23 protein-coding genes are annotated in these 20,739 nt (G+C 71.6%); 16 read left to right on the top strand and 7 right to left on the bottom strand.

Going from position 1 to position 20,739, the window contains the following annotated elements:
* Positions 1–5 precede the first annotated feature (5 nt).
* Positions 6–995, top strand: coding sequence for an MBL fold metallo-hydrolase (locus ACGFK0_RS07015; RefSeq protein WP_392901281.1), 990 nt, complete (start codon positions 6–8; stop codon positions 993–995).
* A 2-nt stretch (positions 996–997) separates the two neighbouring features.
* Here ACGFK0_RS07015 and ACGFK0_RS07010 read toward each other — a convergent pair whose 3' ends face one another.
* Positions 998–2,641, bottom strand: a complete 1,644-nt coding sequence (locus ACGFK0_RS07010) for an ABC-F family ATP-binding cassette domain-containing protein (protein ID WP_392901278.1) — start codon at positions 2,639–2,641, stop codon at positions 998–1,000.
* 345 nt (positions 2,642–2,986) lie between these two features.
* Here ACGFK0_RS07010 and ACGFK0_RS07005 point away from each other — a divergent pair, with 345 nt between their 5' ends.
* The 5 genes from ACGFK0_RS07005 to ACGFK0_RS06985 are packed head-to-tail and all read left to right on the top strand — an operon-like array spanning position 2,987 to position 8,774.
* A complete protein-coding gene (locus ACGFK0_RS07005; RefSeq protein ID WP_392901276.1) occupies positions 2,987–4,243 on the top strand; it encodes a cytochrome P450 in 1,257 nt (418 codons plus the stop codon).
* 25 nt (positions 4,244–4,268) lie between these two features.
* The gene (locus ACGFK0_RS07000) at positions 4,269–5,516 is read left to right on the top strand and encodes a cytochrome P450 (protein WP_392901274.1); all 1,248 of its coding nucleotides are present in this window, start codon (positions 4,269–4,271) and stop codon (positions 5,514–5,516) included.
* A 28-nt stretch (positions 5,517–5,544) separates the two neighbouring features.
* Entirely contained in the window at positions 5,545–6,852 is a 1,308-nt protein-coding gene (locus tag ACGFK0_RS06995; RefSeq protein ID WP_392901272.1) for a glycosyltransferase family 4 protein, read from the top strand.
* A gap of 43 nt (positions 6,853–6,895) precedes the next feature.
* Positions 6,896–7,657: a class I SAM-dependent methyltransferase gene (locus tag ACGFK0_RS06990; protein WP_392901455.1), complete on the top strand. Its 762-nt coding sequence runs from the start codon at positions 6,896–6,898 to the stop codon at positions 7,655–7,657.
* Positions 7,647–8,774, top strand: a complete 1,128-nt coding sequence (locus ACGFK0_RS06985) for a prenyltransferase (RefSeq protein WP_392901270.1) — start codon at positions 7,647–7,649, stop codon at positions 8,772–8,774. Before ACGFK0_RS06990 ends, ACGFK0_RS06985 begins: the two co-directional genes overlap by 11 nt.
* A gap of 70 nt (positions 8,775–8,844) precedes the next feature.
* On the opposite strand, the gene ACGFK0_RS06980 is transcribed toward ACGFK0_RS06985, so the two are convergent.
* Complete coding sequence (locus ACGFK0_RS06980; RefSeq protein WP_392901268.1) at positions 8,845–9,570, bottom strand: class I SAM-dependent methyltransferase; 726 nt, start codon at positions 9,568–9,570, stop codon at positions 8,845–8,847.
* Positions 9,571–9,742: 172 nt separating this feature from the next.
* On the opposite strand from ACGFK0_RS06980, the gene ACGFK0_RS06975 reads away from it, so the two are divergent.
* From ACGFK0_RS06975 to ACGFK0_RS06965, 3 genes are all read left to right on the top strand, one after another.
* A complete protein-coding gene (locus ACGFK0_RS06975) occupies positions 9,743–9,934 on the top strand; it encodes a ferredoxin (protein WP_392901266.1) in 192 nt (63 codons plus the stop codon).
* Positions 9,935–10,053: 119 nt separating this feature from the next.
* Positions 10,054–11,901, top strand: a complete 1,848-nt coding sequence (locus ACGFK0_RS06970; RefSeq protein ID WP_392901264.1) for an endonuclease/exonuclease/phosphatase — start codon at positions 10,054–10,056, stop codon at positions 11,899–11,901.
* A 182-nt stretch (positions 11,902–12,083) separates the two neighbouring features.
* Positions 12,084–12,269, top strand: coding sequence for a hypothetical protein (locus tag ACGFK0_RS06965; RefSeq protein WP_358454906.1), 186 nt, complete (start codon positions 12,084–12,086; stop codon positions 12,267–12,269).
* 217 nt (positions 12,270–12,486) lie between these two features.
* On the opposite strand, the gene ACGFK0_RS06960 is transcribed toward ACGFK0_RS06965, so the two are convergent.
* On the bottom strand, positions 12,487–15,048 hold the full coding sequence (locus tag ACGFK0_RS06960) for a hypothetical protein (RefSeq protein ID WP_392901261.1): 2,562 nt from the start codon (positions 15,046–15,048) through the stop codon (positions 12,487–12,489).
* 111 nt (positions 15,049–15,159) lie between these two features.
* On the bottom strand, positions 15,160–15,726 hold the full coding sequence (locus tag ACGFK0_RS06955; RefSeq protein WP_392901259.1) for a DUF1707 domain-containing protein: 567 nt from the start codon (positions 15,724–15,726) through the stop codon (positions 15,160–15,162).
* A gap of 202 nt (positions 15,727–15,928) precedes the next feature.
* On the opposite strand from ACGFK0_RS06955, the gene ACGFK0_RS06950 reads away from it, so the two are divergent.
* From ACGFK0_RS06950 to ACGFK0_RS06940, 3 genes are all read left to right on the top strand, one after another.
* Positions 15,929–16,513 carry a Uma2 family endonuclease gene (locus tag ACGFK0_RS06950; RefSeq protein ID WP_392901257.1) on the top strand — a complete coding sequence of 195 codons (585 nt, stop codon included), beginning with the start codon at positions 15,929–15,931 and terminating at the stop codon, positions 16,511–16,513.
* An 18-nt stretch (positions 16,514–16,531) separates the two neighbouring features.
* A complete protein-coding gene (locus ACGFK0_RS06945; protein ID WP_392901255.1) occupies positions 16,532–16,861 on the top strand; it encodes a helix-turn-helix domain-containing protein in 330 nt (109 codons plus the stop codon).
* Positions 16,862–17,077: 216 nt separating this feature from the next.
* Positions 17,078–17,647, top strand: coding sequence for a peptide deformylase (locus ACGFK0_RS06940; RefSeq protein WP_392901253.1), 570 nt, complete (start codon positions 17,078–17,080; stop codon positions 17,645–17,647).
* A gap of 118 nt (positions 17,648–17,765) precedes the next feature.
* Here the strand turns inward: ACGFK0_RS06940 and ACGFK0_RS06935 are convergent, their stop codons facing one another.
* The 3 genes from ACGFK0_RS06935 to ACGFK0_RS06925 form a co-directional block, all read right to left on the bottom strand.
* On the bottom strand, positions 17,766–18,029 hold the full coding sequence (locus ACGFK0_RS06935; RefSeq protein ID WP_392901251.1) for a DUF397 domain-containing protein: 264 nt from the start codon (positions 18,027–18,029) through the stop codon (positions 17,766–17,768).
* Positions 18,026–18,232, bottom strand: coding sequence for a Scr1 family TA system antitoxin-like transcriptional regulator (locus tag ACGFK0_RS06930; protein WP_392901249.1), 207 nt, complete (start codon positions 18,230–18,232; stop codon positions 18,026–18,028). Before ACGFK0_RS06930 ends, ACGFK0_RS06935 begins: the two co-directional genes overlap by 4 nt.
* Positions 18,233–18,314: 82 nt before the next feature.
* The gene (locus ACGFK0_RS06925; protein ID WP_392901247.1) at positions 18,315–18,554 is read right to left on the bottom strand and encodes a helix-turn-helix domain-containing protein; all 240 of its coding nucleotides are present in this window, start codon (positions 18,552–18,554) and stop codon (positions 18,315–18,317) included.
* 393 nt (positions 18,555–18,947) lie between these two features.
* On the opposite strand from ACGFK0_RS06925, the gene ACGFK0_RS06920 reads away from it, so the two are divergent.
* From ACGFK0_RS06920 to ACGFK0_RS06905, 4 genes are read left to right on the top strand one after another with little or no spacing between them, the layout of a single operon-like run.
* Positions 18,948–19,313 carry a hypothetical protein gene (locus ACGFK0_RS06920; RefSeq protein ID WP_392901246.1) on the top strand — a complete coding sequence of 122 codons (366 nt, stop codon included), beginning with the start codon at positions 18,948–18,950 and terminating at the stop codon, positions 19,311–19,313.
* Positions 19,310–19,582 carry a hypothetical protein gene (locus ACGFK0_RS06915; RefSeq protein ID WP_392901244.1) on the top strand — a complete coding sequence of 91 codons (273 nt, stop codon included), beginning with the start codon at positions 19,310–19,312 and terminating at the stop codon, positions 19,580–19,582. The genes ACGFK0_RS06920 and ACGFK0_RS06915 overlap by 4 nt, the downstream gene beginning before the upstream one ends.
* On the top strand, positions 19,579–19,893 hold the full coding sequence (locus tag ACGFK0_RS06910) for a hypothetical protein (RefSeq protein ID WP_392901242.1): 315 nt from the start codon (positions 19,579–19,581) through the stop codon (positions 19,891–19,893). The genes ACGFK0_RS06915 and ACGFK0_RS06910 overlap by 4 nt, the downstream gene beginning before the upstream one ends.
* Positions 19,894–19,952: 59 nt before the next feature.
* Positions 19,953–20,648, top strand: a complete 696-nt coding sequence (locus ACGFK0_RS06905) for a cupin domain-containing protein (protein ID WP_392901240.1) — start codon at positions 19,953–19,955, stop codon at positions 20,646–20,648.
* Positions 20,649–20,739 lie beyond the last annotated feature (91 nt).

The following is a 20,739-nucleotide window of genomic DNA, read 5'->3' as shown; positions in this document are numbered from 1 at the left end:
TCTCCTTGCAGCCCGAACCCGAAGACCTGGGCGGAGGACTCTGGAGCGTTCCAGTTCCGATCCCGGACAATCCGCTCGCCTACACGCTCGTGTACGCGGTGGAGAGCCCGCGGGGCCCCGTCCTCATCGACGCCGGCTGGCAGCACGAGGACGCCTGGACGGCCCTCCGCGACGGCCTCGGCACGTTCGGCATCGACGTCGCCGACGTCCGCGGGGTGGTCGTCACCCATTACCACCCCGACCACGCGGGACTGGCCGGCCGCGTCCGCGAGACGTCCGGCGCCTGGATCGCCATGCACCACCTGGACGTCGACATCGTCCGGCTCTTCCGCTCCACCGACCAGGGCGGCCGCCGCTCCTTCGAGCTGACGGCCCTGCGCCGCGCCGGAGCGTCCGAGCCGGAGCTGGCCGCGCCCGCCGAGAGCCGCCGGGTCGATCCGCCCGCCCTCCCGGACCGCGAACTGTCCGACGGCGACCTGATCGACCTGCCGGGACGCAGACTGCGGGCCATCTGGACGCCGGGCCACTCCCCCGGCCACATCTGCCTGCACCTTGAGGACGGCGACCGCATCTTCACCGGCGACCACGTCCTGCCGCGCATCACCCCGCACATCGGCCTCTACCCCTACGACATCCCGGACGTCGACCCGCTCAGCCAGTTCCTCGGCTCCCTGGACAAGGTCTCCGCGATGTCCGTGGACGAGGTCCTGCCGGCCCACCAGTTCCGCTTCAACGGCCTCTCCGGCCGCGCCCGGGAGATCATCGACCACCACGAGGAGCGCCTCGCCGAGGTGACCGCCCTCCTGTCGTCGCGTCCCACCACCCTGTGGGACATCACGGCGGCCCTGACCTGGCGCAACCCGTGGCCGGAGATGTCGCAGTTCGCCCGCCGCATGGCCGCCGCCGAGGCCGCCGCCCACATCCGCACCCTGGAGACCCGGGGGGTCGCCCGCCGCGAAGGCACGGACGACCCCCTGCGCTACACACTCCGCTAGGGCTAGGCCCCCGGCCCATCGGTGGCGACCGGAAGGCGGGGCCAGGCTGCGGTGTCCCGCTGAAGCCGCCGGTCGTGGGTCGCGAGGACGACGGCCGCTCCGGTGGCGTGCAGCGCGTCGGTCAGCTCGTCCACCAGGGCGATCGACAGGTGGTTGGTCGGCTCGTCCAGCAGGAGGACGTGCGGACGCGCCGCCAGCGCCATCGCCAGGTCGAGCCTGCGCCGCTGCCCCATCGACAGCTCGCCCACCGGCCTGCCCAGGTCGGCGGGCGACAGCAGGCCGAGAGCCGAGAGCGGGACCGCCTCGTCCTCCGTGAGGACGCCCGTGGTGATCAGGCGCCCGACGTGCGCGGCGAACACGTCGTGGGCGCGCCTGCCGCCGGCGTGCGGCGACTCCTGCGCGAGAAGCTGCACGCGGACGCCGGGAGCGCGTCGCGTCGTCCCGCTCGTGGGGGTCAGGCGTCCCGCGAGCACCGCCAGGAGCGTCGACTTCCCGGCTCCGTTGGGGCCGGTGACGACGAGGCGCGAGCCCGGCTCCAGGGACAGCGACACCTCCCGGTGCAGCCGTGACTCCACGCGAACGCCGTCCGCGGTCAGCAGCGCGGCGCCGGGCCGGGCGGGAAGTTCCGGCATCCTGAAGCGCTGCGGCGGCACCGGCGCGGTCACCGCGTACTTCTCCAGGTCGTCGCGGCGCCGGTGCACGGCCCTGACGACGCCGGGGGCGCGGGTGGCGCGCTGGTGCCTCCCGGTCCCCTTGTCGGGCCGCCAGCTCGTCACGAGCCGGTTCTGCGCCTCCGACAGGTCCCGGGACAGCCGCGCGTGCTCGGCCCTCTGCTGCTCGTATTCGGCCTCCCAGCGCCGCAGTTCCGCCTCGCGGCCCTCCCGGTAGCCGGCGAACCCGTCCCCGTAGACGCGCGGCCGGCCGTCCCGGCTGGGGTCGAGGTCGAGAATCGTCGTCGCCACGTCGGACAGCAGCTCCCGGTCGTGGCTGACGACCACGACACCGCCCGGATGCCCGCGCAGCCTCGCGGTGAGGAATTCCAGGCCGGCCGCGTCCAGGTGGTTCGTCGGCTCGTCCAGGAGCAGGAAGTCGTGCTCGGCGCCGAGCAGGCACGCGAGCCGGACCCGGTAGCGCTGCCCGACGGACAGTTCGGCCAGCGGCCTGCTCCGGTCGGTGACCGCGCCCAGGCTCTCCAGGGCGAGGTCGACGCGCCGGTCGGCGTCCCAGGCGTCGAGCGCCTCCGCGGCGTCCAGGGCACGGACGTAGTCCTCCCCGGCGCCGGGGCGATCCTCCGCCAGGGCCTGCGTGGCGTCGTCGAACGCCTTCAGCGCCGCACGCGCGTCGGCGAGTTCCGTGTCGATGGCCTCGCCGACCGTGGCGCCGGCGCCGGCTTCCATGGCCTGCTCGGCGACCCCGAAGGTTCCGACACGCTGGACGTCGCCTTCATCGGGCACCAGGGCGCCGCTCAGTACGTGGAGCAGAGTCGTCTTCCCTCGGCCGTTCTCTCCGACGACGCCCCAGCGTGCCTGTGGGGAGACCGTGAGGTTCACGCCGTCGAGAACGGCACGCCCACCGCGGACAACGCGGATGCCCTCGGCGGTGAGCTGCGCGCGAGCGCGCGCGGGCAGGGTGATGGAGATGGTCATTCTTCCTCCGGACGGAGGCGCGCACGTGGAGACACGTGTACAGAGGCGCCTTCGAGCTGATCAGGGCAGCGTCAGACCGCCCGCGGCTCGCTCGGCGCGAGGGACGGGCCGTCCGGAGTGGGATCAGAGAAAGAACAGGCGTGGCACGCGATCGAGGTTACCGGCCGTGTCCGAGGACCTCGCAACCCATTTCCGGCTCGGTGGATCAGCTCATTGGGTGTGCCGTGACCCTTGATGAGACTGGAGTCTCATGTTAGAACGTGTTCTAGGTCTGCAGGCCAAGCAAGCGCTCTGTTCACAATCTTGTCGCCTCGAGTTCCGGCGCCGGCACGAAGGATCTTCCCCATGGCACTTGCGACGTCCACCGCCTCGGCAACCCGGACGTTCCGAGCTCCCGAGATCGACATCATCGACCCCGGCGTGTACGAGCGCGGAGGGATCCCGCACCGGCAGTTCGCGTGGCTGCGCGACAACGATCCCGTCCACTGGCATCAGGACCCGAACGAGGGGGTGCCCGGGTTCTGGGCGGTGACCCGGCACGAGGACGTGGTGCAGGTGTCGCGGCGCGCGGACCCGTACTCGTCGCACGCGCGGACGGCGATGTTCGAGGAGTTCACCGACGACGACATCGCCCTGTACGGGCAGATGATGCTGTTCCAGGACCCGCCGGACCACACCCGCCTGCGGGCCCTCGTGAACAAGGGGTTCACCCCCCGCATGATCGGCAAACTGCAGGACCACATCCGGCAGATCTGCCATCAGCTCATCGACGAGGCGGCGCCTTTGGGCGAGTGTGACTTCGTGGAGTACTTCGCCGCGCCGCTGCCCCTCTACACGATCTGCGAGCTGCTCGGCGCACCGCTGGAAGCCCGTCAGAAGATCTTCCACTGGTCGAACAAGCTGGTGGCGTTCAACGACCCGGACTACATCGGGGACCGGACGGAGTCGCAGGTGTGCGCGGCCGAGTTCGCCGGCTGGGCCGGGGAACTGGCGCGCAGCCGCGAGTCGACGCCGCGCGACGACATCGTGACCAAGCTGCTCACGCCGGACGCCGACGGGACGCGGGTCAGCGAGGAGGAGTTCCAGCTCTTCGTGATCATGCTGTCGATCGCCGGGAACGAGACGACGCGGACGGCGACGGCGGGCGGCATGCAGGCGTTCTTCGAGCGGCCCGAGCAGTGGGCGCGGCTGAAGGCCGACCGGAGTCTGCTGCCGGCGGCGGTGGAGGAGATCGTCCGCTGGGTGAGCCCGATCAACCAGTTCCGCCGGACGGCCCTCACCGACGTCGAGCTCGGCGGCAAGCAGATCAAGGCCGGCGACAAGGTCGTGATGTTCTACGGGTCGGCCAACCGGGACGAGCGGGTGTTCGACGACCCGTTCGCGTTCGATGTGGGCCGCGACCCGAACCCGCACCTCGGATTCGGGGGCGGCGGGCCGCACTTCTGCCTGGGCACCCATCTGGCCCGGATGAACCTGAAGATCATCTTCGAGACCATCCTGGACCGGATGCCCGATATCGCGCCGGCCGGCGAGCCCCGCCGGCTCCGGTCGAACTTCGTCAACGGGCTCAAGGAGCTGCCGGTGCGCTTCACCCCGTCCTGATCTTCAGGGACCCGAGGAGGTTCAGGTGACCGCGACCCCCGACATCACCCCCGACATCGAGCTGGTCGATCCCGGCGCGTACGAGCACGGAGGCATTCCCCACGGGCAGCTGGCCTGGCTGCGCGAGCACGATCCGGTGCACCGGCACCACGGGGACCCGGGCAGGGACTTCCCGCCGTTCTGGGCGATCACCCGGCACGAGGACGTCGTGCACGTGTCGCGGCACCCGGAGCTGTTCTCCTCGTGGCGGCGGCTCGCGCTGTTCGAGGAACCGGAGGAGGAGCATCTCGCCCTGCAGCGGATGATGATGCTCAACCAGGACCCGCCGGAGCACTCGCGCAAGCGGAGCATCGTCAACCGGGGCTTCACCCCGCGTGCCATCGGCGCGCTGGAGCAGCACATCCGGGAGATCTGCCGGGAGCTGGTCGCCGAGACCGTGGAGCGGGGGGACGAGGCGGACTTCGTCCGGGATCTGGCGGCCCCGCTGCCGCTGTACGTGATCTGCGAGCTGCTCGGCGCCCCTCCGGAGGACCGGGAGAAGATCTTCCACCTGTCGAACACGCTGATCGGCGGGGACGACCCGGAGTTCCAGCGGACGCCGGAGGAGGGCCAGGCCGCCGCGACGGAGCTGTACACGTACGCGAACGTCCTGGCCGCCGACCGGAGGGAGAACCCGCGCGAGGACATCGTCACCAGGCTGCTCCAGCCGGACGCCGACGGGGAGATCCTGAGCGGGGACGAGTTCGAGCTGTTCGTGATGCTGCTGTCGGTCGCCGGCAACGAGACCACCCGCAACGCGGCGACCGGCGGCATGCTGGCACTGCTGGAGCATCCGGAGCAGTGGGAGCGGCTGAAGGCCGACCGGTCCCTGGTCCGGACGGCGGCGGACGAGATCGTCCGCTGGGTCACCCCGGTCAACCTGTTCAGGCGGACGGCCACCCGGGACACCGAGATCCGCGGCCGCAAGATCGCCGAGGGCGACAAGGTCGTGGTGTTCTACGCGTCCGCCAACCGCGACGAGGCCGTGTTCGCGGACCCGGGCACCTTCGACGTGGGACGCGACCCCAACCCCCACCTGGGGTTCGGCGGCGGCGGGCCGCACTTCTGCCTCGGGTCCCACCTCGCCCGACTCGAGCTCAGTGTGCTTTTCGAAACACTTTTGGACACTGTGCCCAATATTGAACTCAACGGTAACGTACGGAGGCTAAGGTCTAGTTTCATCAACGGCATCAAGGAGATGCCGGTACGCGTGCGGCCGGCGTTCCTCGACTGACGGGAGTGGTGCGTGGGCAGGGGATGGCGTGGGTGAAGCAGGCGAGCCGGGCGGTGATCCACTGAGCCCGGCCGGTTCGTTGCGGATCGCCCTGCTCTCGTACCGGAGCAAGCCGCACTGCGGCGGCCAGGGCGTGTACCTCCGGCATCTGAGCCGGGAACTGGTCGATCTCGGCCACACGGTGGAGGTGCTGTCCGGCCAGCCGTATCCGGAGCTGGACCGCGAGGAGATCGCCCTCACCAAGATCCCGAGCCTGGACCTGTACCGGGACGAGGACCCGTTCCGCATCCCGGCCCTCGGCGAGTTCCGCGACTGGATCGACGTCCTGGAGTTCGCGCACATGAAGACGGGCGGCTTCCCCGAGCCGCTGACCTTCAGCCTGCGCGCGCTGCGGCTCCTGAAGCAACGCTGCCGCGACTTCGACGTCGTGCACGACAACCAGGTCCTCGGCCTCGGCAACCTCGGCATCGCCCGGCTGGGGCTGCCGCTGGTGACCAGCATCCACCACCCGATCAGCGTCGACCGTCGGATCGAGCTGGAGGCGGCGCGCGGCATCAAGCAGAAGCTCGGCAAGTTCCGCTGGTACGGCTTCGTCGGCATGCAGTCGCAGGTGTCGCGGCGGATCGGCCCGGTCATGACGGTGTCGGAGTCGTCCAAGGTCGACATCGTCAAGGACTTCAAGGTCGACCCGCGCGACATCGAGATCCTGCCGCTCGGCGTCGACACCCGCGTCTTCCACCCGCGCGGCGAGCGCGTCCCCGGCCGGATCGTGGCGATGGCCAGCGCCGACGCGCCGATCAAGGGCGTGGACGTGCTGCTGCGCGCGGTCGCCAAGCTCGCCACCGAGCGGGACGTGCACGTCATCGTCGTCAGCAAGCCGCAGAAGGACGGCCCGACCGAGAAACTCGTGCGGGAACTGGCCCTCGGCGACCGCGTCCGGTTCGTCAGCGGCATCAGCGACGGCGACCTGGGCGACCTGCTGGCGTCCGCGGAGATCGCCGTCGTCCCGTCCCGCTACGAGGGCTTCTCGCTGCCGGCCGTGGAGCACATGGCGTCCGGGACGCCGCTGGTCGCGAGCCGCGCCGGCGCGCTGCCGGAGGTGGTCGGCGACGCGGGCGTCCTCGTCCAGCCCGGGGACGTGGAGGAGCTGGCGGCGACCCTGCGCCGGCTGCACGACTCCGCCGGCGAGCGCGCGCGTGCCGGCGCCGCCGGCCTGGCCCGCGTCCAGGAGCGTTTCGCCTGGCCCGCGGTGGCCAAGGCCACGGTGGAGCACTACCGGGCCGCCATCACCCAGCAGAACTACCTGCGGCTCGCCGCGGGCAAGGCCAAGGGCTGAGGGACGTCCCGACGGCGTTCCCCTGTATGGAAGGAGCACGACCCTGCTGACCGTGGATTTCCAGCGGTTCCGCGTCACCCCCGGAGACCGCGTCCTCGACATGGGATGCGGCGCCGGACGGCACGCTTTCGAGCTGTACCGCCGGGGTGCGCACGTCATCGCCTTCGACCAGGACGCCGAGGAGCTGTCCGCCGTCGAGAAGATGTTCGGGGCGATGAGCCTCGAAGGCGACGTGCCCGAGGACGCGACCGCAGAGACCGTGCAGGGTGACGCGCTCGACCTGCCGTTCCCCGACGACCACTTCGACGCGATCATCGCGTCGGAGGTGCTGGAGCACATCCCCGACGACATGCGGGCGATGCGCGAGCTGCTGCGCGTCCTGAAGCCGGGCGGCAGGCTCGCGGTGACGGTGCCGAGCTGGCTGCCCGAGCGGGTGTGCTGGGCGCTGTCGGAGGACTACCACACCGCGCCCGGCGGGCACGTGCGGATCTACACCCGCGCTGAGCTGGAGGCCAAGCTGAAGTCCGTCGGCTTCCGGGTCGGCGGCCACCACCATGCGCACGGGCTGCACGCCCCGTACTGGTGGATCAAGTGCGCGGTCGGGGTGAACAACGACGGCAACCCGCTCGCCAAGGCCTACCACCAGATCCTCGTCTGGGACATCATGAAGCGCCCCCTCGCCACCCGGCTGGCCGAGCGCGCACTGAACCCGGTGATCGGCAAGAGCGTCGTCGTCTACTTCGCCAAGCCCGCGGCGCCGGGCACGCCTGCGGCCCCGGCCAAGGAGACCGCGGATGCGGTCTGAGACCGGCCCGCCTTCCGTGAGCGGGGTCCTGTCGACGGACGACGTCGTCGCGACGGCCCAGAGCATCGCCGCGCAGCAGGAGGAGTCCGGCGCGATCCCCTGGTTCTCCCCCACCGGCGGCGTCCCGGGGCACGTGGACGCCTGGAACCACATCGAGGCCGCGATGGCGCTGTCGGCGGCCGGGCTGGGCGCGGAGGCCAGGCGGGCGTACGAGTGGCTGCGGAGCGTCCAGCGGCCGGACGGGTCGTGGCCCGCGAAGTGGGTGCTGGGCGAGGTCACCGAGCCGGGCGGCGAGTCCAACCACGCCGCCTACTTCGCGGTGGGCGTCTGGCACGAGCTGCTGATGACCGGGGACGAGGAGTTCGCGCGGCGGATGTGGCCCGCAGTCCGGCGGGCGATCGAGTTCGCCCTCGGCCTGCAGACCCGGCGCGGGGAGATCATCTGGATCCGGCACGAGAACGGCGAGGCGTCCGACCACGCGCTGCTGACCGGCTGCTCGTCGATCCACCAGTCGCTGCGGTGCGCGGTCGCGCTGGCCGAGCATCTCGGCGAGCACCAGCCGGAGTGGGAGCTGGCCGCCGACCAGCTCGGGCACGTCGTCGCCGCGCATCCGGAGGCGTTCGCCGACAAGAGCCGCTGGTCGATGGACTGGTACTACCCGGTGCTCGGCGGCCCCGTCCGCGGTGAGGACGCGGCACGGCGGTTCGACGAGGGCTGGGACACGTTCGTCGTGCCGGGCCTCGGCTGCCGCTGCGTGTCCGACCAGCCGTGGGTGACGGCGGCCGAGAGCTGCGAACTGGTGCTGGCGCTGGACGCCGCCGGCGAACGCGACCGGGCGCTGGAGCTGTTCCGCACCATCCAGCATCTGCGGCACGAGGACGGCTCGTACTGGACGGGCTGGCAGTTCGAGAACCGGCGGCACTTCCCCGGGGACCGTTCCACCTACACGGCCGCGGCGGTCATCCTGGCGGCGGACGCGCTGGCGGACGCCTCCCCCGGCGCCCGGCTGTTCAAGGAGATCGCGGGACGGCCGCTGGGGCCGTCCGAGGCGTCCGACCCGCTCGCGTGCGGCTGCGCCCTGGTCTCGGTCGCCAACCCGATGCGAACGAACCTCTAGGACGGTCCGAGAGCCGCGAAGGGCCGCACCGGACTCCCGTGCGGCCCTTCGCCGTGGCCTTCGTCCAGCGTCAGGCGTCCGGGCGGCGGGGGTGGACCGGGTCGGTGTCGTTGACGCGTTCCAGGACGCGCAGCGAGCCTTCGGCGCGGCGTTCCTCGAACGCGCCGCTCTCCAGTGCCCGCAGGTACACGTGGTACGGCGGCTGTCCGCCGTCCTCGGGGTCGGGGAAGACATCGTGGATCACGAGGGCCCCGCCGACGGCGACGTGCGGGACCCAGCCCTCGTAGTCGCCCTGCGCGTGCTCCTCGGCGTGGCCGCCGTCGATGAACAGCAGCGCCAGCGGTGTCCGCCAGAAGGCCGACACGGTGCGGGACTGCCCGACGACGGCGACGACCTCGTCTTCGAGCCCGGCGGCCGCGATCGTCTTCCGGAAGGCGGGGAGCGTGTCCATCCGCCCTGTGCTCGGGTCGACGAGGGAGGGGTCGTGGTGCTCCCAGCCCGCCTGGTTCTCCTCCGAGCCGTGGTGGTGGTCGACGGTGACCAGGATCGTTCCCGCCGCCCGGGCCGCGGCCCCCAGGTAGACGGCGGACTTGCCGCAGTAGGTGCCGACTTCCAGCATCGGGCCGGCGCCGGCGAGGCGCGCCCCGTACTCCAGGGCCGTCTCGTACAGCGCGAGGCCCTCGCCGTCCGGCATGAAGCCCTTGGCGTAGCGCGCGGCCCGCAGCAGGTCGGCGGGGATTCCGGGGGTGGGCGTGCCGGTCGTCCCCGGGCCGGTGGACGCCTTGGTGTGGGTCATCGATTCCTCCCAGTCCGGCACCTTATCCGAGATCCGCTCAGTGGGACCCGCCCTTGCCGCCCCATATGGAACCTGTTCTACTTTCGGGGTCGGGAGACCACTCCGAATCACATTCGGTAAGTTGGCGGGCGAAGGTGGTACCGGCATGCTCACGGCGGGAACGGAGAAGGCGATGAGAGTACGAGTCGATCCTCTGGTGTGCGAGGCGAACGCCGTGTGCGTCGGGCTCGCACCCGAGGTCTTCGACCTGAACGAGGATGACGAACTGGAGATCCTGAAGCCGGACGTCCCGCCGGAGGAAGAGGACCGCGTCCGGCATGCGGTCCGCTCGTGCCCGAAGGCCGCGCTGACGCTGGAGGAGTAGGCCCCGGCGGCGCGGTGTGCCGCCCCGGGGCGCGTTCACGAGGGCGGCACGCGGTGCCGGGACGCACGCGTATCATCCTTGTCGTTCGGTCGGACTCCCTAGTCGATCATGGAGCGCGGGTGGTGCACGGTCTCCGGAGGCTCCTGGCCGCGAGCGTCCTCGTCGCACCGCTGGCCGCGCCGGCCTCCGCGCACGCCGCGGCGCCGTCGGTGCGCATCCGCGACATCCAGGGCGCCGCGCACATCTCGCCGCTGAACGGCTCCGCCGTCGCCCGGGTCCCCGGCGTCGTGACCGCGCTGACCGGCAACGGGTTCTGGATGCAGGACCCCCGCCCCGACAAGGATCACGCGACGTCCGAGGGCGTGTTCGTCTTCACCCGGACCCGGCCGGACGTGGCGGCGGGCGACTCCGTCCGGGTGGACGGCGAGGTCGCCGAGTTCCGTCCGGGCGGCGCCTCGTCCGGCGGGCTGACCCGCACGGAGATCGACGCCACCGCGACCACCGTCGAGGCGCACGGCACGGCGCCACCGCCACCGGTCGTCATCGGCCCGAAGGGCCGCAGGCCGCCCGGGCGGGTGATCGACCGCGGGTACGGCAACGTCGAGCGGGGCGGCGCGTTCGATCCCCGCCGCGACGGCATCGACTTCTACGAGTCCCTCGAAGGGATGCGGATCGAGATCCGCGACGCCGTCGCGGTGGGCCCGTCCCGCTACGGCGAGATCCCGGTGCTGCCCGCGAACGGCGCCGGCTCCGGGACGCGGACGCCGCGCGGCGGCATCCTGCTCCGCGACGGCGACGCCAACCCCGAGCGGATCATCCTGGACGACGCCCTGGCCCCGCTGCCCGGGATGAACGTCGGCGACCGGCTCCCCGGCGCGAACCGCGGCGTCCTCGACTACGAGTACGGCGACTACCACCTGCTGCTCACCACGACCCCGCGCCGCGCGTCCGGCGGGCTGCCCCGCGAGGTCACCCGCCCGCAGAAGCCCGGCGAACTCGCCGTCGCCACCGCCGGGCTGGACGGGCTGAACCCGGACGCGCCGCCCGCGCGGTTCGCCGGGCTCGCCGGCGACATCGTGACCGGGCTGCGCTCCCCCGACCTCATCGCGGTCAGCGGCCTCGGCGACAACAGCGGACCCGACGACGACGGCACCGTCGCCGCCGACCAGACCGTCGCCCAGCTGATCACGGCGATCAGCGCGGCGGGCGGCCCCGCCTACGACTGGCGGTCGGTCGCCCCGCGCGACAACGCCGACGGCGGCGAGGAGGGCGACAACCTGCGGGGCGGGTTCCTGTTCCGCACCGACCGCGGCCTCGCGTTCGTCGACCGCCCCTCCCTCACCGAGCCGCTCCCGGACGAGCCGCCCGAGGGCCCCGACCCGGCCGTGACGCCGGTCCGCGCCGTCCGGCACGGCGGGGCGGCCGGGCTGTCGCTCAGCCCCGGCCGCATCGCGCCGGGCGACGCCGCGTGGGCGGGCACCCGCAAGCCCCTCGCCGGGGAGGTCACCTGGCAGGGCCGCCGCATCATCGTCATCGCCAACCAGTGGTTCCCCCGCACGACCGACGACCAGCCGCTGTTCGGCCGGCACCAGCCGCCGGCCCGCCCCACCGAGTGGCGGCGTGCAGCGCAGGCGCGCATGGTGGCGGGGTTCGTGCATTCGGTCCGGAAGGTGGACACGGACGCACGGGTGATCGTCGCGGGTGAGCTCAACGACGGTGAGACCTCCTCCCCCGTCCGCACCCTCGTCCAGGGCACCGGGCTCACCGACCTGCCGGCGCGGCTGCCCCCGGGCGACCGCTACACGGCGGTCACCGGCGGCAACTCCGAGGTCCTCGACCACATCCTGCTCAGCCCGTCCCTGCGCAAGGACCGGCACGAGTTCGACGTGGTGCACCGCAACGCCGAGTTCGCCGGCCCGGACGACCGCGACCCCACCGTCGTCCGTATCAAGGTGTCGGGCGAATAGCCGCGGCCGCGATCGCGGCATTTCCGGAGAGTGAACACCCACGTTCACACGGTTACGGCAGTCCAATTTGGGATGTGCCAAAAAGATCGTCTGGGACCGGCCCTGAATGCCGCCGGTGTTTTCTCCCGGACCCCCGGGGCAGCGAGTGATCGTCAGACCCCCACCGGGAGGAGACGCCTTACATGGCGACCCGATACCGGCCGCACATCAGCCTGGTCGGCCTCATCTACATCATCATCGGCGTGTTCATCGCCTGGGACCGCGGTTACATCGACGAAAGCCTGATCCGCCGCGTGGGCAGCGCGCTGCTGGCCATATTCCTCTGGGTCCTGATCCTGCTCGGCGTGGACCTCCACATCGACGCCTGAGCCGCGAGCCAGGCACGGGCCGTCCCGAGTTCCCCGCCACGGGACGGCCCGTGTCCTGCACGACAGAGTCACCTCGCGCCGACGGTCATAGACCGCACAGTGCGGCGGACGGTACTTTCCGCGCATGACGAAAAAAGACTGCAGTTGCGGACACGGCGGCGGATGCTCATGCCCGAAGGGATGCTCCTGCGGCTGCAACGGCTGACCGCCCCCGCCGCTACCGCGGGACGCGGGCCTTCCAGAGAAGCGGGATCTCCGAGCGCGGGCCGTCCGTGACTCCTGTGGCCAGGACGGCGGGACCCATGGCGGTCAGGACGGTGAGCCGCTGGTCGCCCGCCCCGGACAGCCCGGGAACCGGGAGCCGCCGCCACGTGCCGCCGTCCGCGGACGCCAGGACCACCGCGTTCCGCGCCGAGGTGACCGCGGCCACGACGAAACCGTCCGGCGTCGACGTGATCGCGGTGGCGTTGAAGTCGCCGCCGAGCCCCCGCGCGCCCCAGGTCGTCCCGCCGTCGGCGGAGACCAGCGGGGCACCGTCCGCGCCGATCGCCACCAGGATGTTCCCGTGGGCGGCGACATCGGTGAGCGGCCCGGTGGCGAGACCGGCCGGAAGTTCGGCGGCCGTCCACGTCACGCCGTCCGCCGACGTCCAGACGGCCGGCGCCTCCCCCCGGGCACCGACCGCCACGTACTTCGCGGCCGCCGCCGCCACATCGGACGGGGCGCCGTCGAGGTCGGTCCGCTTCCACGTTTTGAGATCGGCCGTGCGCCACATCGCACCCGCTCCGGCCGCGACGTAGCCGGCCGGCCCGGTCACGACGGCCACGGGCGGAGGTCCGGCGGGGAACGCGGCCTTCTGCCAGGACGCCCCATCCTGCGAGGTCATCACGAGCGGTGCGGGTTTCGCGCCGGACGTGCGGCCCACCGCGAGCCATCCCTTGCCGCCGTGGACGACGTCCGAAAGCCAACCGCCGGCGCCGGGGAACCGGGCACGCTGCCAGGTGCGGCCGTCCGGGGCCGTCCAGATCGCCGCGCCGCCATTGGTGCCGCCCACCGCGACGGAGCGGCCCGGAACCGCCGCGAGGGACCTGATGGCACGTTCCGGGCGGACGGCCCCCGGCACGGTCCGCAGATCCACGCCGTGCAGGTAGGCGTCGTCGCCCTGCCCCCCGGAGATCGCGATCGTGCCGCCCGAGGCGACCGTCAGCCCGCTGCTCCGCACGGGCGCGGCGACGGTGCCGCCCGGCTTCCAGGTAGCGCCGTCGGTGCTGCGCAGAATCCTGCGGGCGCCCTTCTCGCCCTGCACCAGCACCGCGAAACCGGCCCGCGTCCCACCGAACAGCTCGATGCCGTACCCCGGGAAGCGGCTCGCGACCCGCCACTTCAGGCCGTCCGCCGACGTGAGCAGAACCCCGGAGCGCGCCGTCTTGCGGCGCTTCTTCGGGCCGCTCGTGCGCTTGGCCTCGCGGACGGTCGCGAACCCGCCGGGGCCGGACGTGAGGCCCTTCGCGGGCCCGTAGGAGCCCTGCGCCTGGGGGATTCTCACGCCGGTCCACGTCCGGCCGCCGTCCGTCGAACGCCAGGTCCCGGGGGTGGGCACCGTGCGCGTGACCTTCTTCCCGCGCCGCTTCCGGGTGACCTTCCTCGGGTACGTCCCGTGGGCCACCAGGACCGTCCCGGAGGACGCAACGCGATCAAGGCCGCTGATCCCCTTGAGGCCCTCGACGCGCTGCCAGGCGCCGCCGTCCGCCGAGAGCCAGGCGACGGCCCGGCCGTCCGCGGCGCCGACGGCCACGAAGCCGTCGCCGGTGCGGGTCACGTCGTTCATGGTGTCGGACGACCGGAACGCGGCGCCGAGGGTGTGCCTGGTCCAGGTCTTGGCGTCCTGGCTCGTCCACGCCACCGTGCCGCCGTCGGACGACCGTCCGAGCGCCGCCCACAGGCCGTTGCCGCCGGAGACCATGCCCGGGTCGTCGCCGAACGGGAGTTCCGAGCCGTCCGGCGTGGCGATCCGCCCCAGCGACCAGGCGTGGCCTCCGTCGACGGAGAAGAGGAACCGGGTCCGTTCCCGTCCCGGGACTCCGTCGCTCTCGGTGCCCGCGGCGACCAGCGTCCCTCCGGCGGCGGCGACGGTGGCGAGGTCCTGGACGAGCCCGTCGGTCGTGGCGGCCGGGTCGGGCGCGAAGAGTGCGTCCGCCGCCACCGGACCCGGGATGCCCGGCTCGTCCGAGCCGCTCTCCTCCTGGGACACCGTGAAGATCACGCCTCCGGCGACCAGGACGAGCCCGGTCACGACCGCGAGCCGCGAACGCAGCCGGCGCGCCGGGCGCGGGGGCGGCGCCTGCTTCCGTGCGGCCATGCCGGGCCCGGCGACCAGGACATCGTCGGGGTCGGGCGCGGCCTTCCGCGGCGCGGGCTTCTTCGGGGCGGCCTTCTCCGGGGCGGGCTTCGTGCTCTCGGTCTTCGCCGGGGCCGGCCCGGCGGGCTCGGGCTCCGTCGTCGCGTCCGGACCGGTCTCCGGCGCCTCCGCCAGGCGGACCGCGTTGACGCCCGCCGCGTCGCCGACGGCCCGTTCGCGGGGCGGGGCACCATGGCCCCAGCTCAGCCCGGCGGCCCGCCACGCCTCGTACGCGCGCTGCCAGGGTGACAGCGCCGTCCGCATGCCGGCGAGGTCGCCGGCGACGCCGAAGGTCAGCCGTCGCCGGACCTGGCGGGAGCCGCCCGTTTCCTCCTCGGCCGTCCGCCGGGCCTCGTCCCGCTCCGGGGTCCTCGCCGTCACACGCGCTCCTTCACGGTCCTGTCGGACCACCATCGAATCGCGCCACGCGGGTGCCTGTACGGACATCCTGGTGACCGGCGGCCAATGGGGCCGCGGGAGCGTTCTATCACCTCAGGCCCGGCGTATTCGATCTTTCGCCTCGATCGTTCCCTTGTAGGCATAACCCCGGACATGCACGACCGGTGAACCGGCGGACGGAACGCCGTGGACCTCGGTGGAGACGCCCACACCGTCGGTCTCCACGCGAACACCCGGAGGCACGATGATCTCCACCGAGGACTTGTAGGCCAGGATCCGGAGCGTGGTGACGGGCCCGTCCAGCTCGGCGGCCCGCAGGTCGAGCAGGCTCGTCCCCTTGTAGACGACGGTGGTGAACCGCTCGGGCAGCCGCCAGCGGCCGGCGCGCGTGATCGAGCTCTTGTAGGCGACCTGGAACCGCCCGGCGGGTCCGGAGCCCTCCGCAACCGCCCGTCGCCCGTCACCGGGCAGGTCGGCGGCCACGGCCCCGAGGTCCTCATGGGTGACCGCGGCCAGGACCAGGTCGATGCGCTCGTCGAGTTCGGCCTCGCTCAGCCGCCCCTCGGCGAAGGAGGTGTGCAGCCGGACGAGCATCTCGTCGCGGTCACGGTCCGAGGCGCGCAGCGCGGGCGCGGTCTGGGGATGCTGCTCGACGCTCATCGCATGTCTCCTTCGGGACGGTCCGCCTCCGCAGACTCGTCCCTCCCCCTGGTGGAGGGTCAAGTCCAAGACACGATGTATCTTAACCTGCCGCCCCTCTGCTTTCGAGACATTGGCCGCATCCCGACGCGCGATCTTGCCTGCGGCCCCGCCGGACCTCCGTCCGCTAAATTCGGAGAAGCCGAGGTTAGGGGGATGATCCATGGGCGGGACACTCGGCCGCGCACATGGTCCGTACACGCTGTACGACCTGGACGCGCTGCCCGAGGAGGGCCGCCGCTACGAACTGGCGGACGGGTGGCTGAACGAACTGCCGGGCGACCTGTGGCACGACCACGCCGCCGAACGGCTCAAGGGCATCCTCAAGGACGCGGCCCGCCAAGCCGCCGCCGACGTCCACGTCGCGGGGGCCCCGCAGGACGTGACCACCCCCGCGGGCATCCGGAAGCCGGACGTCTTCGCCGTGACCCGCGACGTGGCCCGCGCCGCCCTGGAACGCCAGACCCGCACCTACTACGGCCCGGACCTCATCCTCGTCGCCGAGGTCGTCACGCCCCGCACCGTCAACGAGCAGACGGACCGCGTCCGCAAGGTGAGCGAGTACGCCCTGACCGGCATCCCCCACTACTGGCTGGTCGACCTGGAACCCCGCCCGACGATCACCATGCTGGAACTCAGGGACGACCACTACGAGGTGGCCGCCAAGGCCCGCTCCGGCGAAACGATCACGCTGGACCGCCCCTACCCGATCGTCTTCGACCCCGCCCGCCTCTCCGAAATGGACTGACCATTCATGATGGTGACCATGACCAGCGGTGCGGCGATTGAGAGCGCCCGCGTCGCCGCGGGCCTCAGCCAGCGCGCCCTCGCGGACACGACCGGAATCTCGCAGTCCACCCTGTCGCGGATCATCTCCGGGGACCGTGCGCCGAAGATGCCGGAGGTGGTGGCGATCGCGTGGGCGACAGGGCACACGGTCGCCCAACTCACGGGGGTGGGGACGGCGGCCGACCGAGCGCAGTGTGCGGCACGGGCTGCCAACGCTTCCGATATGGACCGGATGCGCGAAGCCCTCCTGGACTTCCTGGAACTGGACGACTTCCTGCACGACCAGGCCGTCCCCGCCACGATCTGACGGACGGACAGAGGGACTCGTTCACGAAGAACCTTCTCCGATTTGGCAGAGCTGCCCGCCATGATCAGCACACGAGCGCAGTCCTCCGTCTGGATCACACGGTGAATTACGGCAATTCACGTGGATCACAACTACACCCGCCCTGCACGCTCGGTACCGGCTGAAGTGGCGGTTTCGGGCACGGACCGAACGCGACACTGATCAAGGGGAGTTCAGGTGATTGACGTGCGGCCCAGCCAGCAGATGCGAGACCTCGGTGTCGTCCAGCACGGCGCCGGCATCCTCGCCGAACCGGTCCGCGCCTTCGACCTGCCCGCCGAGCGCGACGAGGCCGAGCGCGTCACGGACGAACTGTTCGCCGCCATGGAGCGGATCGAACAAGTCCACCCCTTCGCCAAGGGCATGGGTATCGCGGCCCCGCAGATCGGCATCGGACGTGCCGTGGCCGTCGTCCAGCCGCCCGGCGACGCCCCGGCCATCATCCTGTTCAACCCGCGGATCACCGACCATTCCGAGGAGATAGACGAGCAGTACGAGGGCTGCCTGAGCTTCTTCGACGTCCGTGGTCTGGTTCCCCGCCCTTTGAAGATCACCGTCGAGGCCACGGCTCTGACCGGCGCAAGGGTGACCATCGAGTACACGCGCGGCCTCGCCCGCCTCATCCACCACGAGATCGACCATCTCGACGGCCTGCTGTACACCGCCCGGATGCGAACCGGAGTCGACCCGATCCCGGTGGAGGAGTACCGGCAGACCGGCCGAGCCTGGGTATACGAGGGTGCGTGATCGCCCTCCGTCCGCCTGGTGGAGGTCATCCTCGCGGTTGCCGCGCCCTGACGTCCGCCCCGCCCGCGGTCGCGGTCCGCAGGCGCGGGCGAACGACCGGCCAAGGCCGGCGCCTCGGTCAGAGGTCCAGGTCGCCCGCCTTGACCTTGACCAACAGGTCACCGAAGGCGGTGCGGTCCATGGCGAGGTGGCCGCCCTCCGGGTTCTTGCTGTCCCGGACACCGACGGCGGCCGCCAGCTGCGCGACCTCGACGCACTCCTGGTCGGAGTTGCTGCGAGTGCTCTTGCGCCAGGCCATGCCCTGCGCGATCTCGACGCAATCCTGGTCGGAGTTGCTGCGGCTGCTCTTGCGCCAGGCCGCAGCCGTGAAGCCGGCATTCATCGTCCGTCCATCTCCCTTGCTACTCGCAGGAACAGCGCCGAACTCTCGTCCTCCGGGAGAGCGTCGTTCCATATGACCGCGAACGCGTCGGCGTAGCGGTCGATCTCGTGGGGTTTGTCAAGATACAGAGCCCCGGTGAAGCCTTGCACGTACACCGTGGGCGGCTCGTGGCTGCGGCCGTCTCCAGTGGTCAGGAACCGCATCAGGATGAACGGTCCGGTGTCGAGCCCCCGATGGGCGCCGGCCGAGCTCGGGCGAGTAATGCTCAAAGGTCTGTGCCGCTTCCTAAAGGCCGATGTAGAGGTCGAAGCTGTCCGGGATCACGTCGCCGTAGGCGTTCCACCATCCCTTTTCCTTGGTCTCCCTGGCGAGGCCCATCAGGGCCGCCTTCAGGTCGCGGGGCGCTCCGTACACCCGACACATGAGCTCCACATCGTGGGACCGCAGCGACGTCTGCCCGGTCTCGATGCGCCACATCTTCGCCTCGGACCATTCGAGCGCATTCGCGGCTGCTTGTACCGTCATGCGCGCATCTGTCCGCAGTTGGCGCAGATGGCGGCCGAGTTGCCTTCGGGGGACGGTCGATCCGGTCGGGGGCGCCGGCATTTGACATCACCTCTATTCGGGGTCGTCTTTCACTCGAAATGAAAGCATCGGTCGGCATGATCTGCAACATGGGCCCTGACCTGCGAATTCTTCATTAGCAAATTCGCTTTAAGTCTTGCAGTTCGCGTCTTCATGGTGCTCTACTCGACCTCGCCGCAGAGGTGACTCGAAATATTCTCCCCCTCGAACAAGAAACTCGATCACCTCCGGCAGAGCAATTCATCCCAGACATGAAATATGTCCGAATACACAGGCGGAGGATGATCCTGAGAATCACGACCCCCACTCGCCGGATCCCTGGAGGGTGATCACGTGGGAGCGCACGAACGGCGTTCCGGGGGACGCGTCATCCCGCCGCCCCCTCCAGAGCCGCAGGCCGCGCGCCGTCCTGGTGCGCCGGTCCCGCAGAGGGAGCGGATCACCTTCCTGGTCCGGCTCAACGAGAGGTTCGTCCGGGTCGCGGGGTTGCTCACGGCCTTCACGTCGGTCGACGGTTATCCGGTCCTCAACGTCATCCCGCACAAGGTCCCCGGACGTGCGGCCACGGTCGGGTGCCTTTACCGCGACGGGCAGTGGTGGTTCTACGACGTCCGCACCAGCGCGCTGATCCGTCCCGCGAACGAATTGGACGCGGCGGCGTCCCAGATCAGGGTGGCCATCACACGGGCGGCACGGTGACCGAGCCGACACCCGCGGGCCCGCCGCGCAAGATCTTCGTCTGGGACGTCCGGGGCCGGGACGCCGGGTGGGCCGGAGTGACGGACGACCGGGACGCCGCGATGCGCAACGTCCACCAGGTGCTCCGCGACGGCGGTCCCGACGGCTGGGGGACGGTCCGCCGCGTCGCGCTCGACCCGCTCGGCCGCGTCCGCTACGTCCACCTCAGGACGGTCGCCGAGGCATGGCGGGACGAGGGAACCGGCGCCGTGGTGTGGTGGGACGCGTGAACGCCGCACAGTACCTCGCCGCCCTCGCCTCCGCACTCACCGCCACCGGCTGGTCGGCTCGTCTTGAGGACCCGGAAAAGCTGCGGATACTTCCGCCCGACCTGGCACGGCGCGGACAAAGCATCCAGGTCAAAGCCGGAGTCGGTGGCGTGCCGTGGTTCGTCACGTCGACCGGTGACCCGCTGCGGCCCTGCCATGACCTCACAGGCGCGGTGGCGGCCATCGGCGCGCAGCCCGTGCCGCACCACACGAGTCAGGCGTGGAGGCGACGTCGGAAACGGAACGGCCTGCCTCGGGGCTGCTTCCGTTGACTTCGGGATGCTTCGGGCGGGTCACCGGCAAGATCGTCTTGACCGTCTAGGCTCGATGAGTGCTGCTGCTGACGACGCTTGACGCCTGGCGGGCCCAGCCCGGCCCGCGGTTCGTTCTGTCCGAGGCCGGGGCGGTGTGGGCACCGGACGACGCCGCCGCGCTGGCCGTCGCCGACGACGTGTTCGGGGACGGGCAGGTCGTCGCCGTCACGCTGGATCCGGCGCCGGGTGCCGTGCCGGGACGCGGGGTGATCGACCGGACGACGGCGGTCCGCGTCCGGTACCTGCGGCGCGGCCCTGACGGGCGGCACGTCGCGATGCTCGATCGTCCCGCGACGGCGGAGGCCCTCGATCTGCTGCCGCACCCCGAGGGCGGCTGGTACCGGGAGACGTGGCGGTCGGACGTGGCGTTCACCCCGGGCGGCTATCCGGGCGAGCGGGCCAGCGCCACCGGCATCTACTTCCTGCTGCCGCCCGGCGAGGAGTCCATGTGGCATGTCGTCCGGTCGGCGGAGGTGTGGCTGTGGCATCGGGGAGGCCCGCTGGCGCTGTTCCTCGGCGGCGGCGGCGAGTGGCCGTCCGCGACCCCGGAAACGGTAACGCTGGGCGCGGACGTGGCGGGCGGGCAGGTCCCGCAGGCCGTCGTGCCGGCGGGCGTGTGGCAGGCCGCCCGCCCGTCCGGCGGCGAGGAGGTCCTGGTCAGCTGCGTGGTCTCCCCCGGCTTCGACTTCGCCGACTTCCGCGCCCTGCCCTGACCCCGCTCAGCGCACCGGCTTGCGGCGCGGGCGCACCGTCTGCTCGGCCCGGGACGGCGCCCGGGTCGCGTCGTGAAGGTGCGGTGCGCCG

The sequence above is a fragment of the Spirillospora sp. NPDC048823 genome, assembly GCF_043198445.1.
Classification (GTDB): domain Bacteria; phylum Actinomycetota; class Actinomycetes; order Streptosporangiales; family Streptosporangiaceae; genus Spirillospora.
This window is presented reverse-complemented; position numbering and strand designations above follow the sequence as displayed.